This is a genomic window from Pseudarthrobacter ribosi (assembly GCF_055412865.1).
Genome location: NZ_JBVAYZ010000006.1, coordinates 33,859 through 53,097, shown reverse-complemented (window position 1 = coordinate 53,097; position 19,239 = coordinate 33,859). Strand labels below are relative to the sequence as shown.

Here is a 19,239-nt window from a genome sequence, read left to right as displayed (position 1 = left end):
GGAAGCGGCCGCGGTTCGTCCTGCACGTGCAACTTTACCGCGAGGGCCCCCGGGGGCCGCCTGTCGCGAGCCGGCCGCCGCAATGAAATCTGACATATTCGGGGGCGCTGCGGTCACGAACTCGCCCTCCGGCGGCCGCAATGGCACCATCTTTGGATGCTTGAGGCAACAAAAACCCCACAGTCCGCCACCGAGGCCAGTGCTGTCCCGGCCAACCCCGCCCTGGCCGCCGAGGCCAGGATCGCCCGCATCGCGGTGACCGTTTTCCCGCTGCTGGTCGTCGTTGCGGGCGTCGCCGGGTACCTGCTGCCGGAGGCGTTCAAACCACTGGGTCCCAGCGTCCCGTACCTGCTGGGCATCATCATGTTCTGCATGGGCCTGACGCTGACGCCGCCCGACTTCGGCTCCGTGGCGAAGCGCCCCTGGGCCGTGGTGCTCGGCATTGTGGCGCACTACGTCATCATGCCCGGTGCCGGCTGGCTGATCGCCGTAGCCCTGAATCTTTCGCCGGAACTGGCGGTGGGCCTGATCCTCGTCGGCTGCGCGCCTTCGGGCACGGCGTCCAACGTGATGGCGTTTCTGGCCAAGGGCGACGTCGCCCTCTCGGTCGCCGTCGCCTCCGTGTCCACCCTGATCGCCCCGGTCGTGACGCCGCTGCTGGTGCTGTTCCTGGCCGGTTCCTATCTGCAGATCGACGCCGGCGGCATGGTGCTGGACATCGTCAAAACCGTGCTCCTGCCGGTGATCGCCGGCCTGCTGGCCCGCCTGTTCCTCAGGAAGCTCGTCGCCAGGGTGCTGCCGGCGCTGCCCTGGGCCTCCGCCGTCGTCATTTCCCTGATCGTGGCGATTGTGGTGGCCGGATCCGCCAGCAAGATCGTCGCCGCGGGCGGAATCGTCTTCCTGGCCGTGGTGCTGCACAACGGTTTCGGCCTGGGCCTGGGGTACCTCGCGGGCAAGCTGGGACGCCTGGACGACAAGGCCCGCCGCGCGCTGGCCTTCGAGGTCGGCATGCAGAACTCGGGTCTGGCCGCCACCCTGGCCACGGCGCATTTCAGCCCGCTGACCGCGCTGCCCTCGGCCGTGTTCTCGCTCTGGCATAACATTTCCGGCGCCATCGTTGCTGCCTGGCTGGCGCGGCGTCCACTGCAGGACGGCTAGCTGGAGCGTCCCGGCCCGCGCCGCCCGGGAGTTAGTCCCGAAGCCGCGCGATCAACGTCGCGACGGCCTGCCCGACGACGGCGTCCGCTGTCCCCGCGGCCCCTGGTGCCCGGACGTCGAAACCCTGCGGCTGCAGGGTCTCCGAGAAAAGCAGCAGGGCCACGCCACGCTCGACGAGTTCCGCCATCGCTTCGAGGTCGACGGCGGTGCGGTCCGCCGGCACGGAGCCGAGGATGACGCCGTCGGCGCCGCCGGAGAGCATGAACTGCCGCCAGCTTTCACCCACCAGGATGACCGGCTGGTAGCCGAGCGGGGGCAGGATCCTGGCCGCCGCCGCGGCGAGCGCGCGGTCCCAGGAATCATCGAGGTCGGTGATCGCCACGGCCACGACGTCGGTGCGTCCGCGCCGCATCCCGCGGGCGGCCCGGTTGGGCACGTACCCGAGCTCGTGGGCCGCGGCATGGACCCGCTCCTGGGTGGGCTGGCTGATCCGGGTGTTTCCGCCGGGGCGGCCGGAAAGCACGTAGGAGACCGTGGTCAGGGACACGCCTGCCGCCTCCGCGACGTCGCGGATGGTGGGCTTGGATCCGTGCCGCACTGATGACTCCCGGGTACTTCTCCGCCGCGGATTCGCGGCGGTTGCTGACAACGTCCTCTGGGGCTCGACGCCCAGTGTGAACTCTAGCCCGCGGGGAGGTTTTTGGTGAACGCCAGCGGGCCGATGGTTTCCGGGTCGACGGACAGGTCAAACTGGGCTTCGTACCCGGTGTTGAGGTAGAGGTGTTTCGCTTCGGGTTGCCGCGGCCCGGTGGTCAGGTAGACCTTCCGGTAGCCCCGCCGGGCCGCGAGAGCCTCGAGTTCGGCCAGGACGAAGCGGGCCAGGCCGCGGCGGCGGTGCGCGGAATGGGTCCAGATCCGCTTGAACTCGGCCGTGTCCGGCCCGTGCCGGCGGAACGCCCCGCCGGCGACGGACGCGCCGTTTTCCTGCACGATCAGCAGGGCGCCATCCGGACTCGCGAATTCCCCGGCCGGGTAGCGGTTGAGCTCCTCGGCGGCGGCTCCGCGGCCGAACAGGTCCGCGTATCGGGTGTCGTATTCAACGGCGAGTTCGTCCAGGAGCGGCCGCACGCGGGGATCATCCATGGGCAGGTCGAGCACCGCCAGCGTCGAGAGGTGCAGGGGCGCCGGAGCCGGCATGGTCCGCTGGTTCATTTTCGGGGCCTTCCCTGGCTGATGACTGACGCCGTGTTGTCCGCTGCGGGCTCCGGCAGCCCCGGATCGCGTGGGTGCCTGGCCAGCACGGTCAGGATACGCCGGGCCAGGGCGTCATTTTCCCGGAACGGCGCCGCGTTCGTGCCGGGCCTCGCAAACGCCCCCGCTCCCCAGCCGGACGTTCCGGGTCCGACACCGAACAGGCGGGGGCGCCGTTCCCCGACCGGGCTGAGCAGCTCGTTGTGTTCCGAGACCAGCAGCCGCCCGGTTGAGTGCAGGCCGTCGGCGCTGAGCAGCTGCTGTTCGGCGCCGAAGCCGGTGCGGTGCAGCTCGCGCAGCAGCGGGTTGGCCGACCGGGACACTGACGGCGCCGGCAGGCGGGCCTCGATCAGCGCCGCGGCGGTCACGGTGACACCGGACTGGGCCGAGGTGGCGCGGAACCGGCCGGATTCCTCGTCCGCGGTGACCTCCAGCCCGGGGCCGATGAACCGCAGGACCCCGGCACGGTGCAGGGCCAGCATCTCGCGGAGCCGGCGCGGCGGCGGCCCGGAGTCGACAAAGCTGAAAAACCCGTGCCACCAGCCGTGGACGGTCCGCTGCGATCGGGCGTTGAGGCGCTCCGGCGGGACCAGGCGGCCCAGTTCCATGTAGACGTGGAGCAGCGCGGTGAAGAGGGCCAGGGTTTCGGAGTGGTCCGGGCCGGTGCGCAGCCGGAGGTCGTGCTCAAGGTGGGACGTGACAGCGGCCTGCACCTCGGACATCCCGGCGAACTCGCGGCCTGCGAACGGACGGTCCAGCCGTTCGAGGTCCAGGTGCAGGCCCTCGTCCGGGACTGTTTCGGCCACCAGCCGGGCCCGTTCCGGGCTGTACCAGTCGACGGCGGCGAAGCGCTCGGCGAACTCCGCCCAGCCGATGGTGACCCGCTCCGGATAGCCGGTGAACAGCTCGCGGTAATAGCCGTAGCCGGCGTCCTTGGCGATCAGGGGCCAGAGCTGCGTGCGGAAATCCAGCTCGCCGTGCCCGGCCAGGAGGGCATCAACTGCCTCCGCGGTGAAGAAGCGCGGGGCGCCTGCGGGTTCGCCGCGCAGTTTCGAGGAAATCTTCGAGTGGTAGGGCACGCCCCGCCGGGATCCTGCCCAGATCCGTGGTTCGGCGCCGGACGGCAGGTACGCCAGGCCGCCGCCGGGCGTCTCCTCAAAGCGTCCGCCCCGGCCCTCCATCAGCAGGACCAGCAGGTCGACAAAGGCCAGGCCCATGCCGGAGACGATCACGTCCTGGCCGGGGGCGATGCCCGAGTAGTCGACGTCGGTGGTGTAGCTGGGCGCCGCATGGAACCCGCCGTGCCGGGCGGCGAAGTCAGCACACGCCGCGGAGGCCGCGTCCGGGAGCGAATCGGTGTGTCCCAGCGCGGAAACCACGACGCCGGCGGGCAGCGTCGCGCCGCCGGCGAGCCGCACGAGGTACCCGCCGTCGTCGAAATCCCCTGAGGGGTCCGGTGCGCGTTCGATGCCGACCGCAGTGTCCTTGTGGACCGTGACGGTTGCGTCCGGGGAGAGCCGCGCGGCGGCTCGGCGGAAGAACCATTCGAGGTAGGCGCTCTGGAGCTGCCGGGTGGGGAAGGTGGTGCCGGAGAGTTCCTTCAGCTGGCGCCGCAGCTCCGCCGGCAGCTCGGGGACGTCCGTGACCGTGCCCTCCAGCACGCCGGCGGCCCAGTCAGCCAGGCCCGGGCCACCTGCCACGGGCCCGTCACACTGCACGGAATCGTCCGTGAACATGGTGACATCCGCTGCCGCCGAGTTGAGCATCAGGCCGGGATGCTGGTCGTAGCGCCAGATCCGCCCGGAGCCCGGGGTGTGCGGCTCGACCACGTGGATGTTCAAGGGGGCGTCGAAGAGTTCCGGCCGGTTGGCCGCGAGCCGCTCCAGGATCCCGGCCGTCCGGGGACCGCCGCCGACAAAAACCACGGAGGGGGCATTCGCTGGCATCGGGTCTCCTTGTCGGGTCGGCACGTTTCCGTGCACTGCAGGGCCCTCATGCTAGGCAAGCCGCGAGGTGCCGGTCGAGGCGCCGGTCACGGCTGTTCACCCCGCGTCACGGCACGTCAAAAAGCGCAAGAAGCCGACACATGACGCCGCGCGAAGCCCCGTGAACGAATGCAACTTCCGGCCTTGCCGGACCCTGGGAGCGCCCCTAGATTTGCAGGATTCCCGACCCCCTAAACGAAGCAACTGGAAGAAGCGAGGTGGCGCATGAGCTCGACTACAACCAAGGTGGCGCAGTCCGCACCGGAGCCGGCGTCCGCCGGCACCGCAACCACAACCGATGACGCGGCCGCCGTGACCGGCGCGGCCACGGCGGCGCCGGCGGGCCACGGCGAATCCGGCCCGGGACACCGCGGCCCCGCCACCGACTACGCCGAATACCGGGTTGTCCCGGCCAGCCACCCCTGGCGCTGGGTGGGCACGGCAGTGGTGGCCCTCGGCGTCGCGGGCATCGCCTGGTCGCTCGCCACCAACCCGCGCTGGGAGTGGGCTGTGGTGGCGCAATGGTTTACGGCGAAGTCGATCGTGGACGGCCTGCTGGAAACCCTCAAGCTGACCGCCATCTCCGGCATCCTGGGCTTTGTGCTGGGATTCATCCTGGCCCTCATGCGGCTGTCCGCGTCCCCGCTGCTGGTCTCGGTGTCCTGGACGTTCTCCTGGATCTTCCGCTCCACTCCCCTGCTGGTGCAGATGCTGCTCTGGTACAACCTGGGATACCTGTACGAGAAGATCAGCCTCGGCATCCCCTTCACCGATGTCCGGTTCTTCGAAATCCAGACGACCACGCTGATCAGCCAGTTCGCCGCCGCAGTACTCGGCCTGACCCTGAACCAGGCGGCGTACTCGGCCGAGATCATCCGCGGCGGCATCCTCTCCGTCGACCAGGGCCAGCTGGAAGCCGCCTCGGCACTCGGCATCCCGGCCTGGCGGCGCTCCACCCGGATCGTTCTGCCGCAGGCCATGCGCGCCATCCTGCCCACGGCCTTCAACGAGATCATCGGTCTGGTCAAGGGCACCTCGATTGTCTATGTGCTGGCCTATTCCGAGCTCTTCTACACCGTCCAGGTCATCTACAACCGGACCCAGCAGGTCCTGCCGCTGCTGCTCGTCGCGACCCTCTGGTACATCGCCATCACCTCGGTGCTGAGCGTTTTCCAGTACTACATCGAGCGGCACTACTCCAAGGGCGCCGTCCGCACGCTGCCCCTGACCCCGCTGCAGAAGGCCCGCAAATTCCTGTCCACCCACGCCCTGTCCGCCGACAACTCAGCGAAGGTCACCCGATGAGCACCCTTGTCACCGAAATCTCCGCAGCCGCTCCTGCCACGGGATCCGCAACCACCCGCGGCCTCGTGGAAATCACCAAAGTCCGCAAGTCCTTCGGCGCCGTCGAAGTCCTCAAAGGCATCACCCTGACGGTGGAGCCGGGCGGTGTGGCCGTGATCGTCGGGCCCTCCGGTTCCGGGAAGTCCACCCTGCTGCGCACCATCAACCACCTGGAAAAGGTCGACGGCGGCTTCATCGCCATCGACGGGACCCTGGTGGGCTACGAGGTCCGCGGCAGCACCCTCCACGAGCTGCGCGAAAAGGACGTCCTCAAACAGCGCACCGAGATCGGCATGGTGTTCCAGAACTTCAACCTGTTCCCGCACCTCACGGCGCTGGAAAACGTGACGGAAGCGCCCGTCGTCGCACCGCGTTCCGGAAAACCGCGCCTCACCCGGGCCGAGGCGCGCGAACGCGGCCTGGAACTGCTGGACCGGGTTGGCCTCAAAGACCGCGCCGGCGCCTACCCCCGCCAGCTCTCCGGCGGCCAGCAGCAGCGCGTGGCCATTGCCCGCGCCCTGGCCCTGGACCCCAAGATCCTGCTCTTCGACGAACCCACCTCGGCCCTGGACCCGGAACTCGTCAACGAGGTCCTCGACGTCATCCGCGAGCTCGCCACATCCGGCACCACGCTGATCATCGTCACCCACGAGATGGGCTTCGCCCGCGACGTCGCGGACACCGTGGTCTTCATGGACCAGGGCCAGATCGTCGAACAAGGCAGCCCCAAGGACATTTTCACCAACCCGCAGGAAGAACGCACCCGCAGCTTCTTCTCCAAGGTGATCGAACCCGCCTTCAACATCTAAGGACCCCCTCATGGCACCTCGAATCCCCCGCACCCGCCGTTTCCGCCAGCTCGCGGCGCTTCCCGCCGTCGCCCTCCTCGGCACCCTGTCCGGGACGCTGGCGCTGAGCGGCTGCGCCGACCCGGGCGCCGCGGCGGCCGGAGCCCCGGGCACGACGGCGGCCCGGAACGGCGTCGTCTACAACACCTCGCCGGACCAGCAGCGGCTCCGCGCGGACAAGGACCCGGCCCTGGCCGCGAAAGTCCCCGAGCTGATCAACAAGGACGGCAAGCTGACCGTGGCCACCACCGCCGGCTCCATCCCGCTGTCTTTCCACGCCAGCGACGACAAGACCCCGATCGGCGTCGAGCTCGACATCGCCCAGCTGGTCGCGGACAAGCTGGGCCTGGAGCTGGATGTCCAGGTTACCTCGTGGGAGAACTGGCCGCTGAAAACCCAGTCCGGCGACTTCGAGGCCGTGTTCTCCAACGTGGGCATCAACGCAGCCCGCGTGAAGCTGTTTGATTTCTCCAGCTACCGGGCCGCGTACATGGGCTTCGAGGCCAAGAAGGACTCCACCTACGACATCAAGGGCTCGGACGACATCTCCGGCCTGAAGATCTCGGTGGGTTCAGGCACCAACCAGGAGAAGATCCTGATCGCCTGGAACACGGAACTGGAGGCCAAGGGGAAGGCTCCTGCGGTCCTGCAGTACTACTCCTCCGACGCCGACACCATCCTCGCGCTGTCCTCGGGCCGCACCGACCTGAACATCGCCCCCTTCCCTTCCGTGACCTACCGCGAAAACACGCGAGATGACCTGAAGGTCGTCGGCAAGGTCAACGCCGGCTGGCCGTCGGAGACCCTCGTGGCCGCGACCACCCTCAAGGGCAACGGCCTGGCCCCCGCCATCACCGACGCCCTGAATTCCGCCATCAAGGACGGCTCCTACAACAAGGTCCTGGAGCGCTGGGGCCTCTCCGAGGAAGCTCTCCCGGAGTCGAAAACCGTGAATGAGGCAACCTTCGGGACGGGCAAATGAAGTTTCAAGTCCTGGACATCATTCCGCACCTGAAGAATCCGGTGACCGGCGAGATTGTCTCCACCGCCGACCGGCTCAACCAGGTGGTCCGGACGGCGCAGCGCGCCGAGGAACTCGGCTACGACAGCTTCTCCGTCGGCGAACGGCACGCCGGTGAGTTCATCTCCTCCTCCCCCACGACTGTCCTGGCAGCCATCGCCGCGGTGACCAACACCATCCGGCTGCAGAGCGGCGTGACCGTGCTGTCCGTGCTGGATCCGGTGCGGGTCGCGGAGGACTACGCCACGATCGACCAGCTCAGCCGCGGCCGGCTGGAACTCGTCATCGGCAAGGGCAACGAGGTGCTGCAGTACCCGCTCTTCGGCCTGGACCTTGACGACCAATGGGAGCTGCTGGCCGAGAAATACGGGCTCCTCCGGCGGCTCTGGACCGAGGAGAACGTCACCTGGTCCGGGAGGTTCCGCCCCGCACTGACCGTCCCCACCACCACGACGCCACGGCCGTTCGCCGGGGCACCGAGGGTCTGGCACGGTTCGGCCACAAGCCTGGCCTCCGCCGCGCTGGCCGCCAAGTGGGGCGACCCGCTGTTCACCGCCAACGCGATCCAGCCACGCGAGAACTACGCGGTGCTGATTGAGCACTACCGGGCGGAGTACGAACGCCACGGCCACGACCCGAAGCACCAGTACCTGGGTTCGGGCGCGGGCGCCGGCGGGGTGTTCATTGCGGACACCACGCAGGAGGCCAAACGGCAGTTCGGCCCGGTCTATGAGGCGCTGACCGCCGGCCGAGACGTCCCCGGGAACAACTCGCCGTACCGGGACATCGACCATGCCGTCGCCGAGGGACCGGCCCTTGTCGGCAGCCCGGAACAGGTGATCGACAAGATCCTCAGCTATCACGAGCTCTACGGCCACGACCTCCAGTCCATTTCCCTGCCCACCACCCAGCCGTTCGAGCAGCAGCTGGACATCCTGGAACGGTTCGCGCTCCAGGTCATCCCGGCCCTCCGTGCCGCGGCACCGACCACCCTCTGGGGCGCAGGCGATCCCTACGCCGGCCGCCCCCAGGCCCATGCCGCCGGCAAATCAGGCGCCACCGAACTTGCCGCCGAGGCCCGCCTCGCCGACCAGACCAACCACAGGAGCCCCCATGTCCACGTTCACTGAAACAGCCGCTCTTGCCGCCAGCACAGATGCCTTCGCCGCGGACTGGGCCGAGTGGCACGCCGCGCACGAACGCCAGCGCGCCGATCCGCACGGCTTCCTCGCCGTCACCCACCTGCACTGGCTTGACGCCTCGCCCACGCGTCTCGACGGAGCCCCCGGCACCTGGAGCGTGGAGAACGACGTCGTCCGCCTGGTTTTGCGGCCCGGCGAACGCGTCCTCCACGACGGACAGGAACTGAATGCCGACGTCACCGGGGCCACCGTGTTCCTCGGTCCGATTCCCGAGCGGGAAGGGCTCAACCTCCGAGTGGAGGACGCCGCTGCCGGGCATACCGTGATTGAGCTCGCCAAACGCGGCGGCCGCTACGTCGTGCGGCCGCGGCATCCCCTGAATCCACTGCTCACCAGCTACCGGGGAACGCCCGTTTACACGCCAAACCCTGAATATTCCGTAACAGGCATATTTGTGCCTTTTGACCAGTCGCGGAGCACCACTGTCGGCGCCGCCGTCGAGGGCATCCAGCACGTCTACGAGGCGCCCGGCGAACTGCGCTTCCGGCTGCGCGGCGAGGACCTCGTCCTCACGGCCTTCAACGGCCACATCCCGGGCACCCTGTCGGCGCTGTTCACAGACGCGACGTCGGGCAAGACGACCTATGCGGCGAACCGCTCACTGAGCGTTGCGGCCCCCGGCCCGGACGGCACCGTCACACTCGATTTCAATCGGGCGGTGAACCTGCCCTGCGCTTACACGGACCTCGCCACCTGCCCGCTGCCGCCGTCGGAGAACCGCCTGCCGGTGGCCGTTGAAGCCGGAGAGCAGATTCCCTACGAACCTCAGGACGCATCATGAGCACTTCATCTCTTTCGCGTGGCCCCCGGCCTGCAGGCCGGGGCGCCGGCGTGCTGATCATTGAACTCGACGGCGCGGGCGGCCACCCCGCTGCCTGGCGCGCCACCCGGACGGCCCCCGCCGCGGTGCTGACTCCGGGCCGGCTCCGGGAGCTGGTCCTGGCAGCCGAAAGTGCCGGTTTCCACGCCGCCACGTTCAGCGACGCCCCGCTGCCAGAGGAGGGTGCGGGTCCGGACGAGGCTGCACGGCTCAACGCCGTGCAGCGTGCCGCCTTCGCTGGCCCCGTTACGCACTCCATCGCGCTGATCCCCGAGGTGGACACGGTCTACACGGAGCCGTTCCACATCTCCACGCAGCTTGCCAGCCTGGACTACGTCTCCGGTGGGCGCGCCGGCTGGCTCGTGGCCGCCTCGACCAGCTCCGCTGACGCCGCCGCCGTCGGCCGCGAAACGGTCAGCGGGGGCCGCCTGGCGCAGGAGGCCGCGGACTCCATCGAGGTGGGCCGCCGGCTCTGGGACAGCTGGGAGGACGACGCGGTGATCCGCGATGTCCCCACCGGACGCTACCTGGACGTGGACAAGCTCCATTACAGCGATTTTGAGGGCGCGAACTACTCCATCAAAGGTCCGTCGATCATTCCGCGACCGCTCCAGGGCCAGCTTCCCGTGCTGGCACCCGCCGGGCTGCTCGCACCCGAGGAGCTCGCCGCCGGCTCCGTCGACGGACTTCTGGTTTCCGCTCCCACTACGGAGCTGCTCGCCGCCGAACTCGCGGAAACGCGGGAGGCCTTCGCCGCGTTCGGCACAGGGCGCACCCCGGCGCTGATCGCGGAGCTCGACGTCGTCCTCGACTCCCGCGGGCAGGCCGCAGCCGAAAGGCTCGCCGCCCTGGACGCGCACACCCTGTGGGCAAGCCCGCGGGCGCGTTTCCTCGGCAGCGCCGAGGAGCTGGTCGAGCTGCTGGCCGGGCTGCTGTCACCCGCGGCCACCGGGGAACGTGCCCCGGCTGACGGCGTCCGCGTGCACCCGGCGGTGCTGGACACCGACCTTGAGGAATTCAGCCGCCTGGTCCTTCCGGAACTCCGCCGCCGCGGCGTCCTGGCTCCGGCGGAACGGGACGGCACTTTCCGGGAACAGCTGGGCCTGGCACGACCTCTCAGCCGCTACACCCCATCCACTTCACCGGCCGTTTCACCGGCCGCCGACGCCGCCACCGCAGGAATTTAGGGAGAGAACCATGAGCCATGCTTCGACTTCGGCCCGGGAATTCACGCCGTCCGGGCAGCTCCGCCTGGGCGTCTTTTTCCAGGGCGTTAATTCGGGAACCATCTGGAAAACGGCCGAGTCCGGCTCCCAGACGGACTTCGAATCGTTCCGGCGGATCGCCCAGACCGCCGAACGCGGGCTGTTCTCCGCGTTCTTCCTCGGCGAAGGACTGCGGCTGCGCGAGCACCTCGGCCGCCCCCACGCCCTCGACGTCGCAGGCCGGCCCGATGCGCAGACCGCCCTGGCAGCCCTGGCCGCCGTGACTACACACATCGGTCTGGTGGCCACCCAGAACACCACCTACAACGACCCCGCCGACCTGGCCCACCGGCTCTCGTCCCTGGACCTGATCTCCGGAGGCCGCGCGGCCTGGAATATCGTCACCACGGACAATGCCTGGACCGGGGCCAATTTCCGCCGCGGGGGCTACCTCGACCATGCGGACCGTTACGTGCACGCCGAAGCGTTCGTGGAAACGGCCAAGCGGATCTGGGATGCCTGGTCCGATGACGCCGTCGCCCCGTCAGCCTCGGCAGAGCGCTGGGCTGCCCCCAACGCCGTCCGTCGGGTGCGGCACACCGGCCAGCACTACGCCGTCGACGTCACCCCGCGGCTGCCGCGCAGCGCCCAGTACCGGCCGGTCCTGTTCCAGGCCGGGGATTCACCCGAGGGCCGCGACTTCGCCGCCCGCCAGGCGGACGTCATCTTCTCCGCGCACCCGCAGCTCGAGGATGCCTTGACGTTCCGCAATGACATCGTCGAACGCACCCTCAAGGCCGGCCGGAGCGCGAACGATGTCAAGATCATGCCGGCCAGCGAGTTCATCCTGGCCGCCACCCCGCAGGAGGCCCTGGACAAGAAGGCCTGGGTGCGTGAATTGCAGATCGGCCCGCAGCAGGCCATCGCCTACCTGGAGCAGTTCTGGGGCCGCGAGCTGCAGGGGTTCGATCCGGACGGCCCGCTCCCTGCCATCGATCCGGTAGTGGAGGAAACGTCCGAAACCCGCGGCAGCGGCTTCCACGGCGCCAAGGCCCGTCAACTGGCGGACCAGTGGCGCGCGGAAGCCAGGGAAAAGGGCCTCTCCATCCGCCAGTTCGTCTCCGCCAAAACCTCCCGCGGCGACTCCACCTTCACCGGTTCCTACACGGAGGTCGCAGACCGCCTCACGGAGTATGCCCGCACCGGTGCGGTCGACGGCTTCAACATCTCGCCCTGGCTCGTCCCGAGCGGGCTGGATGACATCGTCAACCACCTTGTTCCGGCCCTGCAGGAGCGCGGTGTGTATCCGACGCAGTATGCCGGCACCACGCTGCGGGAAAACCTTGGACTGGCCACGCCCGTCCGCCCCGAGGACAGCGACGCTGAGGCTTCCCCGGTATCCCTGGCAGTGACGGCGCGGGCCTAGAGGATGAGCAGCCCGGACTCCGGCACCGCCGTGGGACACACCGAAACCAGCAGCAACGACGGCAGCGGGACCAGCCTCATCCGGCTGCAGCTGACGCTCTGGCTGCAGTATCTCTAACGGATCCGCACCGCCCATCAGCATCGGTTGCTCCGTAACCGCCGTTTTCAGGGCCCATAAGGGCGGTTACGGAGCAATCGACGCAGAATCCCCGCCGGACCCTTTCCGGCGGGGATTCCTTGTGGCTGGGTGGGCTACTTCTTGGGCAGGCCCGCCGGGTTGACCTCGGACTTGGACACGGCCTCGGAGCTCAGGCCCCAGCGGTCCAGGATCTTGGCGTAGGAGCCGTCCTCGATCAGGTGGTTCAGGCCGGCCGCGGCGGCCACGGCAAAGCCGTTGCCCTTCTTGGTGGTGGCTGCGATGTTCGCCTTCAGCGGCCAGCCGCCGTCGACGAGCCCCACGAGCTTGGTCTTGGCGTCCGAGGCGGCCTTGAAGGCCGCCGTGGCGTTCGGGCCGAAGGTGAGGTCCGCACGGCCGGACTGGAGGGCCAGCTGGGAGGCGGAATCGTCGTCGTAATACTGGAACTCGACCGGCTTCAGGCCTTTTGCCTTGTTCTCCTCGTCCCAGCGCAGCAGGATGGATTCCTGGTTGGTGCCGGAGCCCACGATCACGCGCTTGCCGGCCACGTCCTCGGCGGTCTCAACCCCGCTGATGGCACTGTCGGCCTTGGCGTAGAAGCCCAGCTTGTCGTCTCGGTAGCTGGCAAAGTCGAACTTGAGCTTGCGCTCCTCCGTCACCGTCACGTTGGACAGCACGGCCTCGTACTTGCCGGACTCGACGCCGAGGGGCCAGTCGGCCCAGGCGGTGGGCATGATCTCGGCCTCCAGCCCAAGGGACTGAGCCAGCGCGACGGCGAGGTCGACTTCGTTGCCCACCGGCGTCTTGTTGTCGGTGGCGTAGACGGCCAGCGGCGCGGCGAACGGGCTGACGGCGACGGTCAGCTTGCCGTCAGTCTTGATCGCCTCCGGGACCAGGGCCGCGGCGTCCTGGTTGACGGTCACCCTGATCCGGTCCTGCTCCGCTGAGAGGTTGAACTGCTTGAGGCCCGAGGCAGACGACGCCGTTGGGCTGGCGTTGCCGGCGGCGGAGGCGCCGGGATCGGAGCAGGCCGCGAGGCCCAGCAGGGCGGCGGCCGCGAGTGCCACGGTGACGCCGGATTTGAGGGTATTTCTGGACATTGTTCTCCCCTTGGAAGGTTCGGATGTGGTGCTGGTGCCAGCAACTATCCGGGCCGGTGCAAGGCCGGTCAAAGCGCCGTGAAACCAGTCGTTACGCGGGGTCACCGGGCTTCATCCGGCGACCGCGGAGGTCCCCCGCGGGGACCCAGTGTTACCCCAGATTGCCTGAGGTGACGCAGTGGGACAAAGATCTGCGTACCGCGGCCCGGCTGGCCTAGATTGCTTAACAAGCCCGCAGATCACAGGAGGTGCAGGACTTGTCGTTGACCACACGCCGCACAACCCACCGGCTCACCATCGATGCCCCGGCCGACCTCATCTTCACGGTGCTGCGGGACTCCTCGCACTGGCCTTACCTGGATGGCCTCACCGTTTACTCCGAGCGGGTCAGCGGTGACGATTCCGCTCACGAAATCCGGCCGTCCGTCGTGGCGAACGGTTCCCTGAACTCCAGCCACTGCCACCGCGTCTTTGACGCCCAGGGGCACCGTGCCGAGTTCCGGCAGCTCGGGCTGGAACCCCCGCTGCTGAGCCTGACCGGCGGCTGGGCCATCCACGGGACGGACGGGTTCTCCGAAGTCACACTCGACCACGAGTTCGAGGTGGACGAGGAGGTCGGCGAGCTGCCGGAGCTGGTCCACCGCACGATTGATGAGTACAGTCGGCGTGAGCTGGAGGCCCTGCGCCTGAGCTGCGAGCGCCTCGCCCTGCTGCTGCGGCAGCACTCAGCGGTCAGCACGGCCGGCACCAACGCCAGGGAGGCGTAGATCCGATGGCAGAAGACAGATACACCACCGAACGGGACACCTTCGGGCGGCTCCTGGCGGACCGCGAGGTCTGGAGGCAGGCGGGCACCATCCCCGCGGCCGGGGAGCTGACCGCGCGCTGGCTGGAGGGCCGGAGCGAGTATCAGCCGGGAACGTTTGCCCCGGGCTTCGACGATGAGACGACGGCCATCGCCGGCGAGCTCGCGGAGCTGAACCGGAACGGGCTCTTTACCAGGGAATCACAACCCGGCGTGCTCGCGGAGGGGCACTCGCAGCGCGCCTACGTGACGGGATTCTGCAGTGTGGAGTCAGCGGCCGCGCTCCTGACGCTGTCCGGCGGGACGGATCTGGTGACCGTGGCCCACGCTCCCGGTGAAGCGAGCCAGTCCTCCATCCCCGTCACCCTGCAGGACGGCGAAGTGGCGACAGTCCTGGGCAGCAGCGAAGGCCCGGCCGGCGAAGAGCAGCTCCGGGACTGGTCCGAGGAGGCCAACGACACCCTCGCCCTGCTGCTCGCCGAGTCCTGGTACGTGGAGGTCTTCGACCCGGTTTGGGGACGGAACGGCTTGCTCCTGCCGGCAGTACTCACGGCGCTGGCCGGCGCGGAAGCGGGCGGCTAGGGGGTATCCCAGCCGATGCTGGCGGCCTCGTCCAGGGTGCGTGCCTCGAAATGCTCCAGCATGTCGTGCATACCCTCCATGCTCTGCTTGAACGTCTCGGACGCCCGCCATACTTCGGCCTGTTCCAGGGACTCCCACGGGCCGGTGCTGATGAACCGGTTCCGGACGTCGTGGTCATGCATCAGCACGGCCTTCGCGTGCGGGAAGTCTTCCTGGGTTTTGCGGGCCAGATCCCGCCAGGCCTGCACGAAATCATTCTCGCGGCCCGGGTGCACCAACCAGATTCCCAGCGTATAAACTGACACGTCGATCGCCTCCATAGTCTGCAAGGGGTGGATACCCCCGATTATCGGCCCGGCGGGCGTCCTGCCGGTAGGGCCGATTTACCCGATGGCCGTCCCCCGCCCGGTTTCAGAAAGTCAGTGCGCGGGATTCAAGGGATTTGTAGTCTGATGCCATGAACGAGACGAAGAGGACGGTAGACGGGTTTTTCGAACGCTACGCCTCGGCACTGTTGGCGCGCGACGCCAAGGCGATCGCGGGGATGTACGCGGTGCCGGCGCTCATTCTGTTCCCCGGCACGTCGATCCCGGTGAGTGACTCCCGGCAGACCGAGGAGTTCTTCGCCTCCGCATTCGGCCAATACGCCGGGGTAAACGACATTGAGAAGCGCATCGCCATCATGGGCGAGACGCCCGGCACCGTCTGGGCCGACGTCACCTGGTCCTACGGCGGGAGGCCGCGGGAGCGGTTCTGCTACCAGCTCATCGAAACAGCCGAGGGGTACCGGATCGCCGTGCTTACGCTCATGGCCTGAACTCGTCTGAATAAGCAAGGCCGGAGCAGGTCAGGCGGAGACGCGTTCCGGGGCGCTGGACCGGGCCTCACGGACGGGCGGCACGCCGTCGCCGTCCTGGCCGTACAGCCAGTCGTTGTACCGGAAGTCGTTGTCCTTCCGGCTCTTGAAGAGCAGGTTCCGCAGCGTCCGGGCCAGGCCGGAAACGTGCCAGGATTCGCCCCAGACGCGGGCGGTGCGCTGCACGCGGGCCGTGCGGCCGGCGCGGAGGGTGTTGAATTCCCTGATCGCACCGTCCCAGGCCTCCGGGTGGATGCCGTCGGCGGTGAAGACGGTGCCGTTGCTGACGTCCTGCAGCGCGGCGGCGTCCTCGAGGGCCTGGCAGGCGCCCTGGGCGAGGTACTGGAGCATCGGGTGCGCGGCGTCGCCCATCAGCACCATCCGCCCGGCGACCCAGTTTTCGATCGGGTCACGGTCGTACATGGGCCAGCGGATGCCGGTGGCCAGGTTCTTCAGTGCTTCCCGGACGGCCGGGACGCAATCCTTGTACGCAGCCTCCAGCTCGTCCACTCCGCCGTACTGCTCCTCGCCGCGCTCGAAGGAGGCGGACTTGAAGACGGCCACGGTGTTCAGCAGCTCGCCCTTGCGCAGCGGGTACTGCACGAGGTGGCAGTCGGGGCCGAGGTAGACGATGACGTCCTCGAGGTCCGCCTTGGGGGTGTTTTCGGTGATCGGCACGGTACCGCGGTAGGCGACGTAGGCCGAGGGGACGGGCTCGTCGTTGGCCACGAGCGGCCGCAGGGTGGACTTCAGCCCGTCTGCGCCGATCACGACGTCGGCCTCGTAGTCCACGCCGGCGGCGGTGTGGGCGACGCCGTGGCCGTTGACGGTTTCAACACTTTCGACCATGACGTCGTTGACCAGCGTGACGCCGGCCGCCTCGCAGCCTTCGAGCAAGACCCGGTGCAGGTCGCTGCGGTGGATCACGACGTACGGCGCTCCGTAGCGCTCCGCGAATTCCCCGTTCAGGGTCTGGCGGGTGAGCTCCTCACCGGTGACGGCGTCCCGGAAGACCAGGTGCTTGGGCTGGACACCGATTTCCAGCGCCTTTTCCAGCAGGCCCCAGCGCTTCAGGACACGGGAGGCGTTGGGGGCCATCTGCAGCCCGGCGCCGACCTCGCCGAATTCGGGGGCCCGTTCCACGAGGGTGACGTTGGCGCCGTTTTCCCGCAGCGCGAGGGCTCCGGCCAGTCCGGCCATTCCCCCTCCGATGACGAGGACATCGGTGGACGTGGCGTGCTCAGACATTGCTTGCTCCTGTTGGTGAGAGTGAGGGTGTGGGGGAGGTTGAGAGTTTGGACTTGAGTTTGAGGCCGATGGCGGCCAGCAGGACCGCGGCGATGGCGGCTGCACCGGCGAAGGCGAGGAAGTTCGAGTTGACGCCCAGCCCGGCGGCGAGCAGCAGGCCGCCTACCTGGGGTGCGGCGACGGCGCCGATGCGGCCCGTGCCCAGCGCCCAGCCCAGCGCGGTCCCCCGCAGGTGTCCGGGATAGTGGCTCGCGACTGCGGCGATGATCAGGCACTGGGTGCCGTGGGTGCCGACGCCGGCGAGGACCAGCATGAGGTACACGACCGTCACTGACGGTCCGGTCACCAGGACCATCAGCGCGACGGCGGCGACGGCGGCTGCCGCGATCGCGGTCGGCACCGGCCCGAACCGGGTCCCGGCCCAGGCCGTGATGACCGAACCGGCCACGGCCCCCAGGTTGAGGGCCAGGGCGAAGGTCAGCGCGGACCCCAGGTTGTAACCGGCCAGCTGCATGAGGTTCGGCAGCCAGGTTCCCAGCCCGTACCAGGCGAACAGGGTGGCGATCGTCGCCAGGGCGAACAGGACGCTGACCCCCAGGTACGGGGCGCGGAGCAGCGAGGAGAAGCCTGACGGCTCCTTGATCCCGCCGGCTTTAGCGGCTGCCTTGCGGGCGGCCTTGTCTGTGGCGCTGACCGGAGCCAGCGTCTCGGGAAGGTACTTCAGTCCGAGCGGCACCACGATCACCAGGGCCAGCACGGCCACAAGGAACATGGACTTCCAGCCGTAGGCGGGGATCAGCTGGATGCCGACGAGCGCGGCAATGGATCCGCCGATCGGAACACCGGACATCATCAGGGTGGCGATGGTGGACCGCCATTTGGTGGGGACCAGTTCGGCAACGAGGGCGTTCGCCGAGGGCACCAGTCCGCCGAGCCCGATGCCGGCGAGGAGACGCAGGGCCCCGAAGACGGCCGCGTTGGGGGCGAAGGCGCAGAGGACGGTGAAGATTGAGAAGACGATGGCGCAGCCCAGAATGGTGCGGCGCCGGCCCCATGAGTCGGCCATACGGCCGGCGAAGATCGCCCCGATCATCATGCCGAGGAAGGCCATGGACCCGATGGTTCCGGCGGTGGCCTTGGTCAGGCCCCAACCGGTCTCGGAGATCAGGGAGGACTGGACGGTGCCGTAGACAATGAGGTCGTAGCCATCGAAGACCACCAAAAGCCAGCAGACGAAGACGGCGAGTGCCGAGCCTTTGGAGAACCGTGACGCGGGCCCATCGGCGATGGGGGCCGGAGCCCCGGGCGCAGACCGGTGCGGCGCTGCAGCGGAAGGTGTGTGATTCATGCCACTCACTGTCCTAGCCGTCGCAGGTGAACCACAATACAATTCTGATGTGCAGAACAAGCCAGCGTCCAAGGCGGCCCGGAAGCCGGTCCAGAAGCGGCCGACCTATTCCATTGAGGCGGTCGACAACGCGTTGCAGCTCCTGCAGCTGCTCCGCGACGTCGGGACGTTGCGGCTCAAGGACGCCGCCGAGGAGCTGGGGGTTGCCCCGTCCACCGCGCACCGCCTCCTCGCCATGCTGGTCTACCGGGGGTTCGCTGTGCAGGACGAGACCCGCCGCTACGTGCCCGGTCCAGCCATGGGCGTTGGGCCGGCCGGACTGGGCTGGACCAGGCTGCTCCGCTCGCTCGCCCAGCCGCACATGGAACTGCTCTCCGCGCAGCTCAACGAGACCGTCAACCTCATGGTGCGGGTGGGGACAAAAGTGCGTTTCCTGGCCACGGTGGAGGGAACCAATGTGTTGCGGGTTGGTGACCGGCAGGGGACCGTGATGCCGGCAAACAAAACCTCCGGGGGCAAGGCCATGCTCGCCGAACTGGAGCCCCACATGATCGATCAGCTCTTCCGCAGCAACAACGCCGAAATCGGCGGGGACACGATTCCGGCGGCGGATTACCCCGCGTTCCTGCGCGAGCTGGAATCCATCCGCAGCAACGGCTTCGCGGCCAATTTCGAAGGCACCGAAGATGGCGTGAGCGCCCTCGGGATGGCCCTGCACAACCGTCACGGGCATGTCGTCGGCGCGCTCAGCGTCGCGACTCCCTCGACCCGCTTCCGCAGAGTGTTCGACGCCGGGCTCGTCCCCGCCCTGCGGGAAACCTGCCGCCAGCTGCAGATCGACATCGCGGCCAATCCGGCGGAGCCGGACTGACGTCCGGCGGGCACGCCGTCGGGCACCCGGCGCC

19 protein-coding genes are annotated in these 19,239 nt (G+C 68.6%); 12 read left to right on the top strand and 7 right to left on the bottom strand.

Annotation, left to right across the window (positions count from 1 at the left end; all coding sequences use genetic code 11):
• The first annotated feature begins 156 nt into the window (after nucleotides 1–156).
• Complete coding sequence (locus ACZYZ5_RS08125; protein ID WP_463900795.1) at nucleotides 157–1,158, top strand: bile acid:sodium symporter family protein; 1,002 nt, start codon at nucleotides 157–159, stop codon at nucleotides 1,156–1,158.
• A gap of 31 nt (nucleotides 1,159–1,189) precedes the next feature.
• Here the strand turns inward: ACZYZ5_RS08125 and ACZYZ5_RS08120 are convergent, their stop codons facing one another.
• From ACZYZ5_RS08120 to ACZYZ5_RS08110, 3 genes are all read right to left on the bottom strand, one after another.
• On the bottom strand, nucleotides 1,190–1,756 hold the full coding sequence (locus ACZYZ5_RS08120; RefSeq protein ID WP_463900794.1) for a LacI family DNA-binding transcriptional regulator: 567 nt from the start codon (nucleotides 1,754–1,756) through the stop codon (nucleotides 1,190–1,192).
• An 83-nt stretch (nucleotides 1,757–1,839) separates the two neighbouring features.
• Nucleotides 1,840–2,370, bottom strand: a complete 531-nt coding sequence (locus tag ACZYZ5_RS08115; RefSeq protein ID WP_463900793.1) for a GNAT family N-acetyltransferase — start codon at nucleotides 2,368–2,370, stop codon at nucleotides 1,840–1,842.
• Nucleotides 2,367–4,355 (bottom strand): FAD/NAD(P)-binding protein, encoded by a 1,989-nt coding sequence (locus tag ACZYZ5_RS08110; RefSeq protein WP_463900791.1) that lies wholly within the window; start codon nucleotides 4,353–4,355, stop codon nucleotides 2,367–2,369. Before ACZYZ5_RS08110 ends, ACZYZ5_RS08115 begins: the two co-directional genes overlap by 4 nt.
• Nucleotides 4,356–4,619: 264 nt before the next feature.
• On the opposite strand from ACZYZ5_RS08110, the gene ACZYZ5_RS08105 reads away from it, so the two are divergent.
• Genes ACZYZ5_RS08105 through ACZYZ5_RS08075 form a run of 7 tightly spaced genes read left to right on the top strand, consistent with a single transcriptional unit; the run spans nucleotide 4,620 to nucleotide 12,260 of the window.
• A complete protein-coding gene (locus ACZYZ5_RS08105) occupies nucleotides 4,620–5,699 on the top strand; it encodes an amino acid ABC transporter permease (protein WP_463900790.1) in 1,080 nt (359 codons plus the stop codon).
• Nucleotides 5,696–6,547: an amino acid ABC transporter ATP-binding protein gene (locus tag ACZYZ5_RS08100; RefSeq protein ID WP_463900788.1), complete on the top strand. Its 852-nt coding sequence runs from the start codon at nucleotides 5,696–5,698 to the stop codon at nucleotides 6,545–6,547. The genes ACZYZ5_RS08105 and ACZYZ5_RS08100 overlap by 4 nt, the downstream gene beginning before the upstream one ends.
• Nucleotides 6,548–6,557: 10 nt before the next feature.
• Nucleotides 6,558–7,568, top strand: a complete 1,011-nt coding sequence (locus ACZYZ5_RS08095; protein WP_463900786.1) for an ABC transporter substrate-binding protein — start codon at nucleotides 6,558–6,560, stop codon at nucleotides 7,566–7,568.
• Nucleotides 7,565–8,737 carry an LLM class flavin-dependent oxidoreductase gene (locus tag ACZYZ5_RS08090; RefSeq protein ID WP_463900784.1) on the top strand — a complete coding sequence of 391 codons (1,173 nt, stop codon included), beginning with the start codon at nucleotides 7,565–7,567 and terminating at the stop codon, nucleotides 8,735–8,737. The genes ACZYZ5_RS08095 and ACZYZ5_RS08090 overlap by 4 nt, the downstream gene beginning before the upstream one ends.
• Nucleotides 8,721–9,590, top strand: coding sequence for a DUF1684 domain-containing protein (locus ACZYZ5_RS08085; RefSeq protein ID WP_463900782.1), 870 nt, complete (start codon nucleotides 8,721–8,723; stop codon nucleotides 9,588–9,590). The genes ACZYZ5_RS08090 and ACZYZ5_RS08085 overlap by 17 nt, the downstream gene beginning before the upstream one ends.
• A complete protein-coding gene (locus tag ACZYZ5_RS08080; protein ID WP_463900781.1) occupies nucleotides 9,587–10,816 on the top strand; it encodes an LLM class flavin-dependent oxidoreductase in 1,230 nt (409 codons plus the stop codon). Before ACZYZ5_RS08085 ends, ACZYZ5_RS08080 begins: the two co-directional genes overlap by 4 nt.
• 10 nt (nucleotides 10,817–10,826) lie before the next feature.
• Entirely contained in the window at nucleotides 10,827–12,260 is a 1,434-nt protein-coding gene (locus ACZYZ5_RS08075) for an NtaA/DmoA family FMN-dependent monooxygenase (protein ID WP_463900779.1), read from the top strand.
• Between the two features lie 251 nt (nucleotides 12,261–12,511).
• Here the strand turns inward: ACZYZ5_RS08075 and ACZYZ5_RS08070 are convergent, their stop codons facing one another.
• On the bottom strand, nucleotides 12,512–13,495 hold the full coding sequence (locus ACZYZ5_RS08070; RefSeq protein ID WP_463900776.1) for an ABC transporter substrate-binding protein: 984 nt from the start codon (nucleotides 13,493–13,495) through the stop codon (nucleotides 12,512–12,514).
• A 257-nt stretch (nucleotides 13,496–13,752) separates the two neighbouring features.
• Here ACZYZ5_RS08070 and ACZYZ5_RS08065 point away from each other — a divergent pair, with 257 nt between their 5' ends.
• Both ACZYZ5_RS08065 and ACZYZ5_RS08060 read left to right on the top strand, forming a co-directional pair.
• Nucleotides 13,753–14,262 carry an SRPBCC family protein gene (locus tag ACZYZ5_RS08065; protein WP_463900774.1) on the top strand — a complete coding sequence of 170 codons (510 nt, stop codon included), beginning with the start codon at nucleotides 13,753–13,755 and terminating at the stop codon, nucleotides 14,260–14,262.
• A 5-nt stretch (nucleotides 14,263–14,267) separates the two neighbouring features.
• A complete protein-coding gene (locus ACZYZ5_RS08060; protein ID WP_463900771.1) occupies nucleotides 14,268–14,882 on the top strand; it encodes a DUF6919 domain-containing protein in 615 nt (204 codons plus the stop codon).
• Here the strand turns inward: ACZYZ5_RS08060 and ACZYZ5_RS08055 are convergent.
• A complete protein-coding gene (locus ACZYZ5_RS08055) occupies nucleotides 14,879–15,187 on the bottom strand; it encodes an antibiotic biosynthesis monooxygenase family protein (protein ID WP_463900768.1) in 309 nt (102 codons plus the stop codon). The genes ACZYZ5_RS08060 and ACZYZ5_RS08055 overlap by 4 nt on opposite strands.
• A 152-nt stretch (nucleotides 15,188–15,339) precedes the next feature.
• Here ACZYZ5_RS08055 and ACZYZ5_RS08050 point away from each other — a divergent pair, with 152 nt between their 5' ends.
• Nucleotides 15,340–15,699 (top strand): DUF6841 family protein, encoded by a 360-nt coding sequence (locus ACZYZ5_RS08050; protein WP_463900766.1) that lies wholly within the window; start codon nucleotides 15,340–15,342, stop codon nucleotides 15,697–15,699.
• Between the two features lie 30 nt (nucleotides 15,700–15,729).
• Here the strand turns inward: ACZYZ5_RS08050 and ACZYZ5_RS08045 are convergent, their stop codons facing one another.
• On the bottom strand, nucleotides 15,730–16,986 hold the full coding sequence (locus ACZYZ5_RS08045) for an FAD-dependent oxidoreductase (protein ID WP_463900764.1): 1,257 nt from the start codon (nucleotides 16,984–16,986) through the stop codon (nucleotides 15,730–15,732).
• Entirely contained in the window at nucleotides 16,979–18,334 is a 1,356-nt protein-coding gene (locus ACZYZ5_RS08040; RefSeq protein ID WP_463900762.1) for an MFS transporter, read from the bottom strand. The genes ACZYZ5_RS08045 and ACZYZ5_RS08040 overlap by 8 nt, the downstream gene beginning before the upstream one ends.
• A gap of 49 nt (nucleotides 18,335–18,383) precedes the next feature.
• Between ACZYZ5_RS08040 and ACZYZ5_RS08035 the strand changes: the two genes are divergently transcribed.
• Entirely contained in the window at nucleotides 18,384–19,205 is an 822-nt protein-coding gene (locus ACZYZ5_RS08035; protein ID WP_463900760.1) for an IclR family transcriptional regulator, read from the top strand.
• Nucleotides 19,206–19,239: the final 34 nt, after the last annotated feature.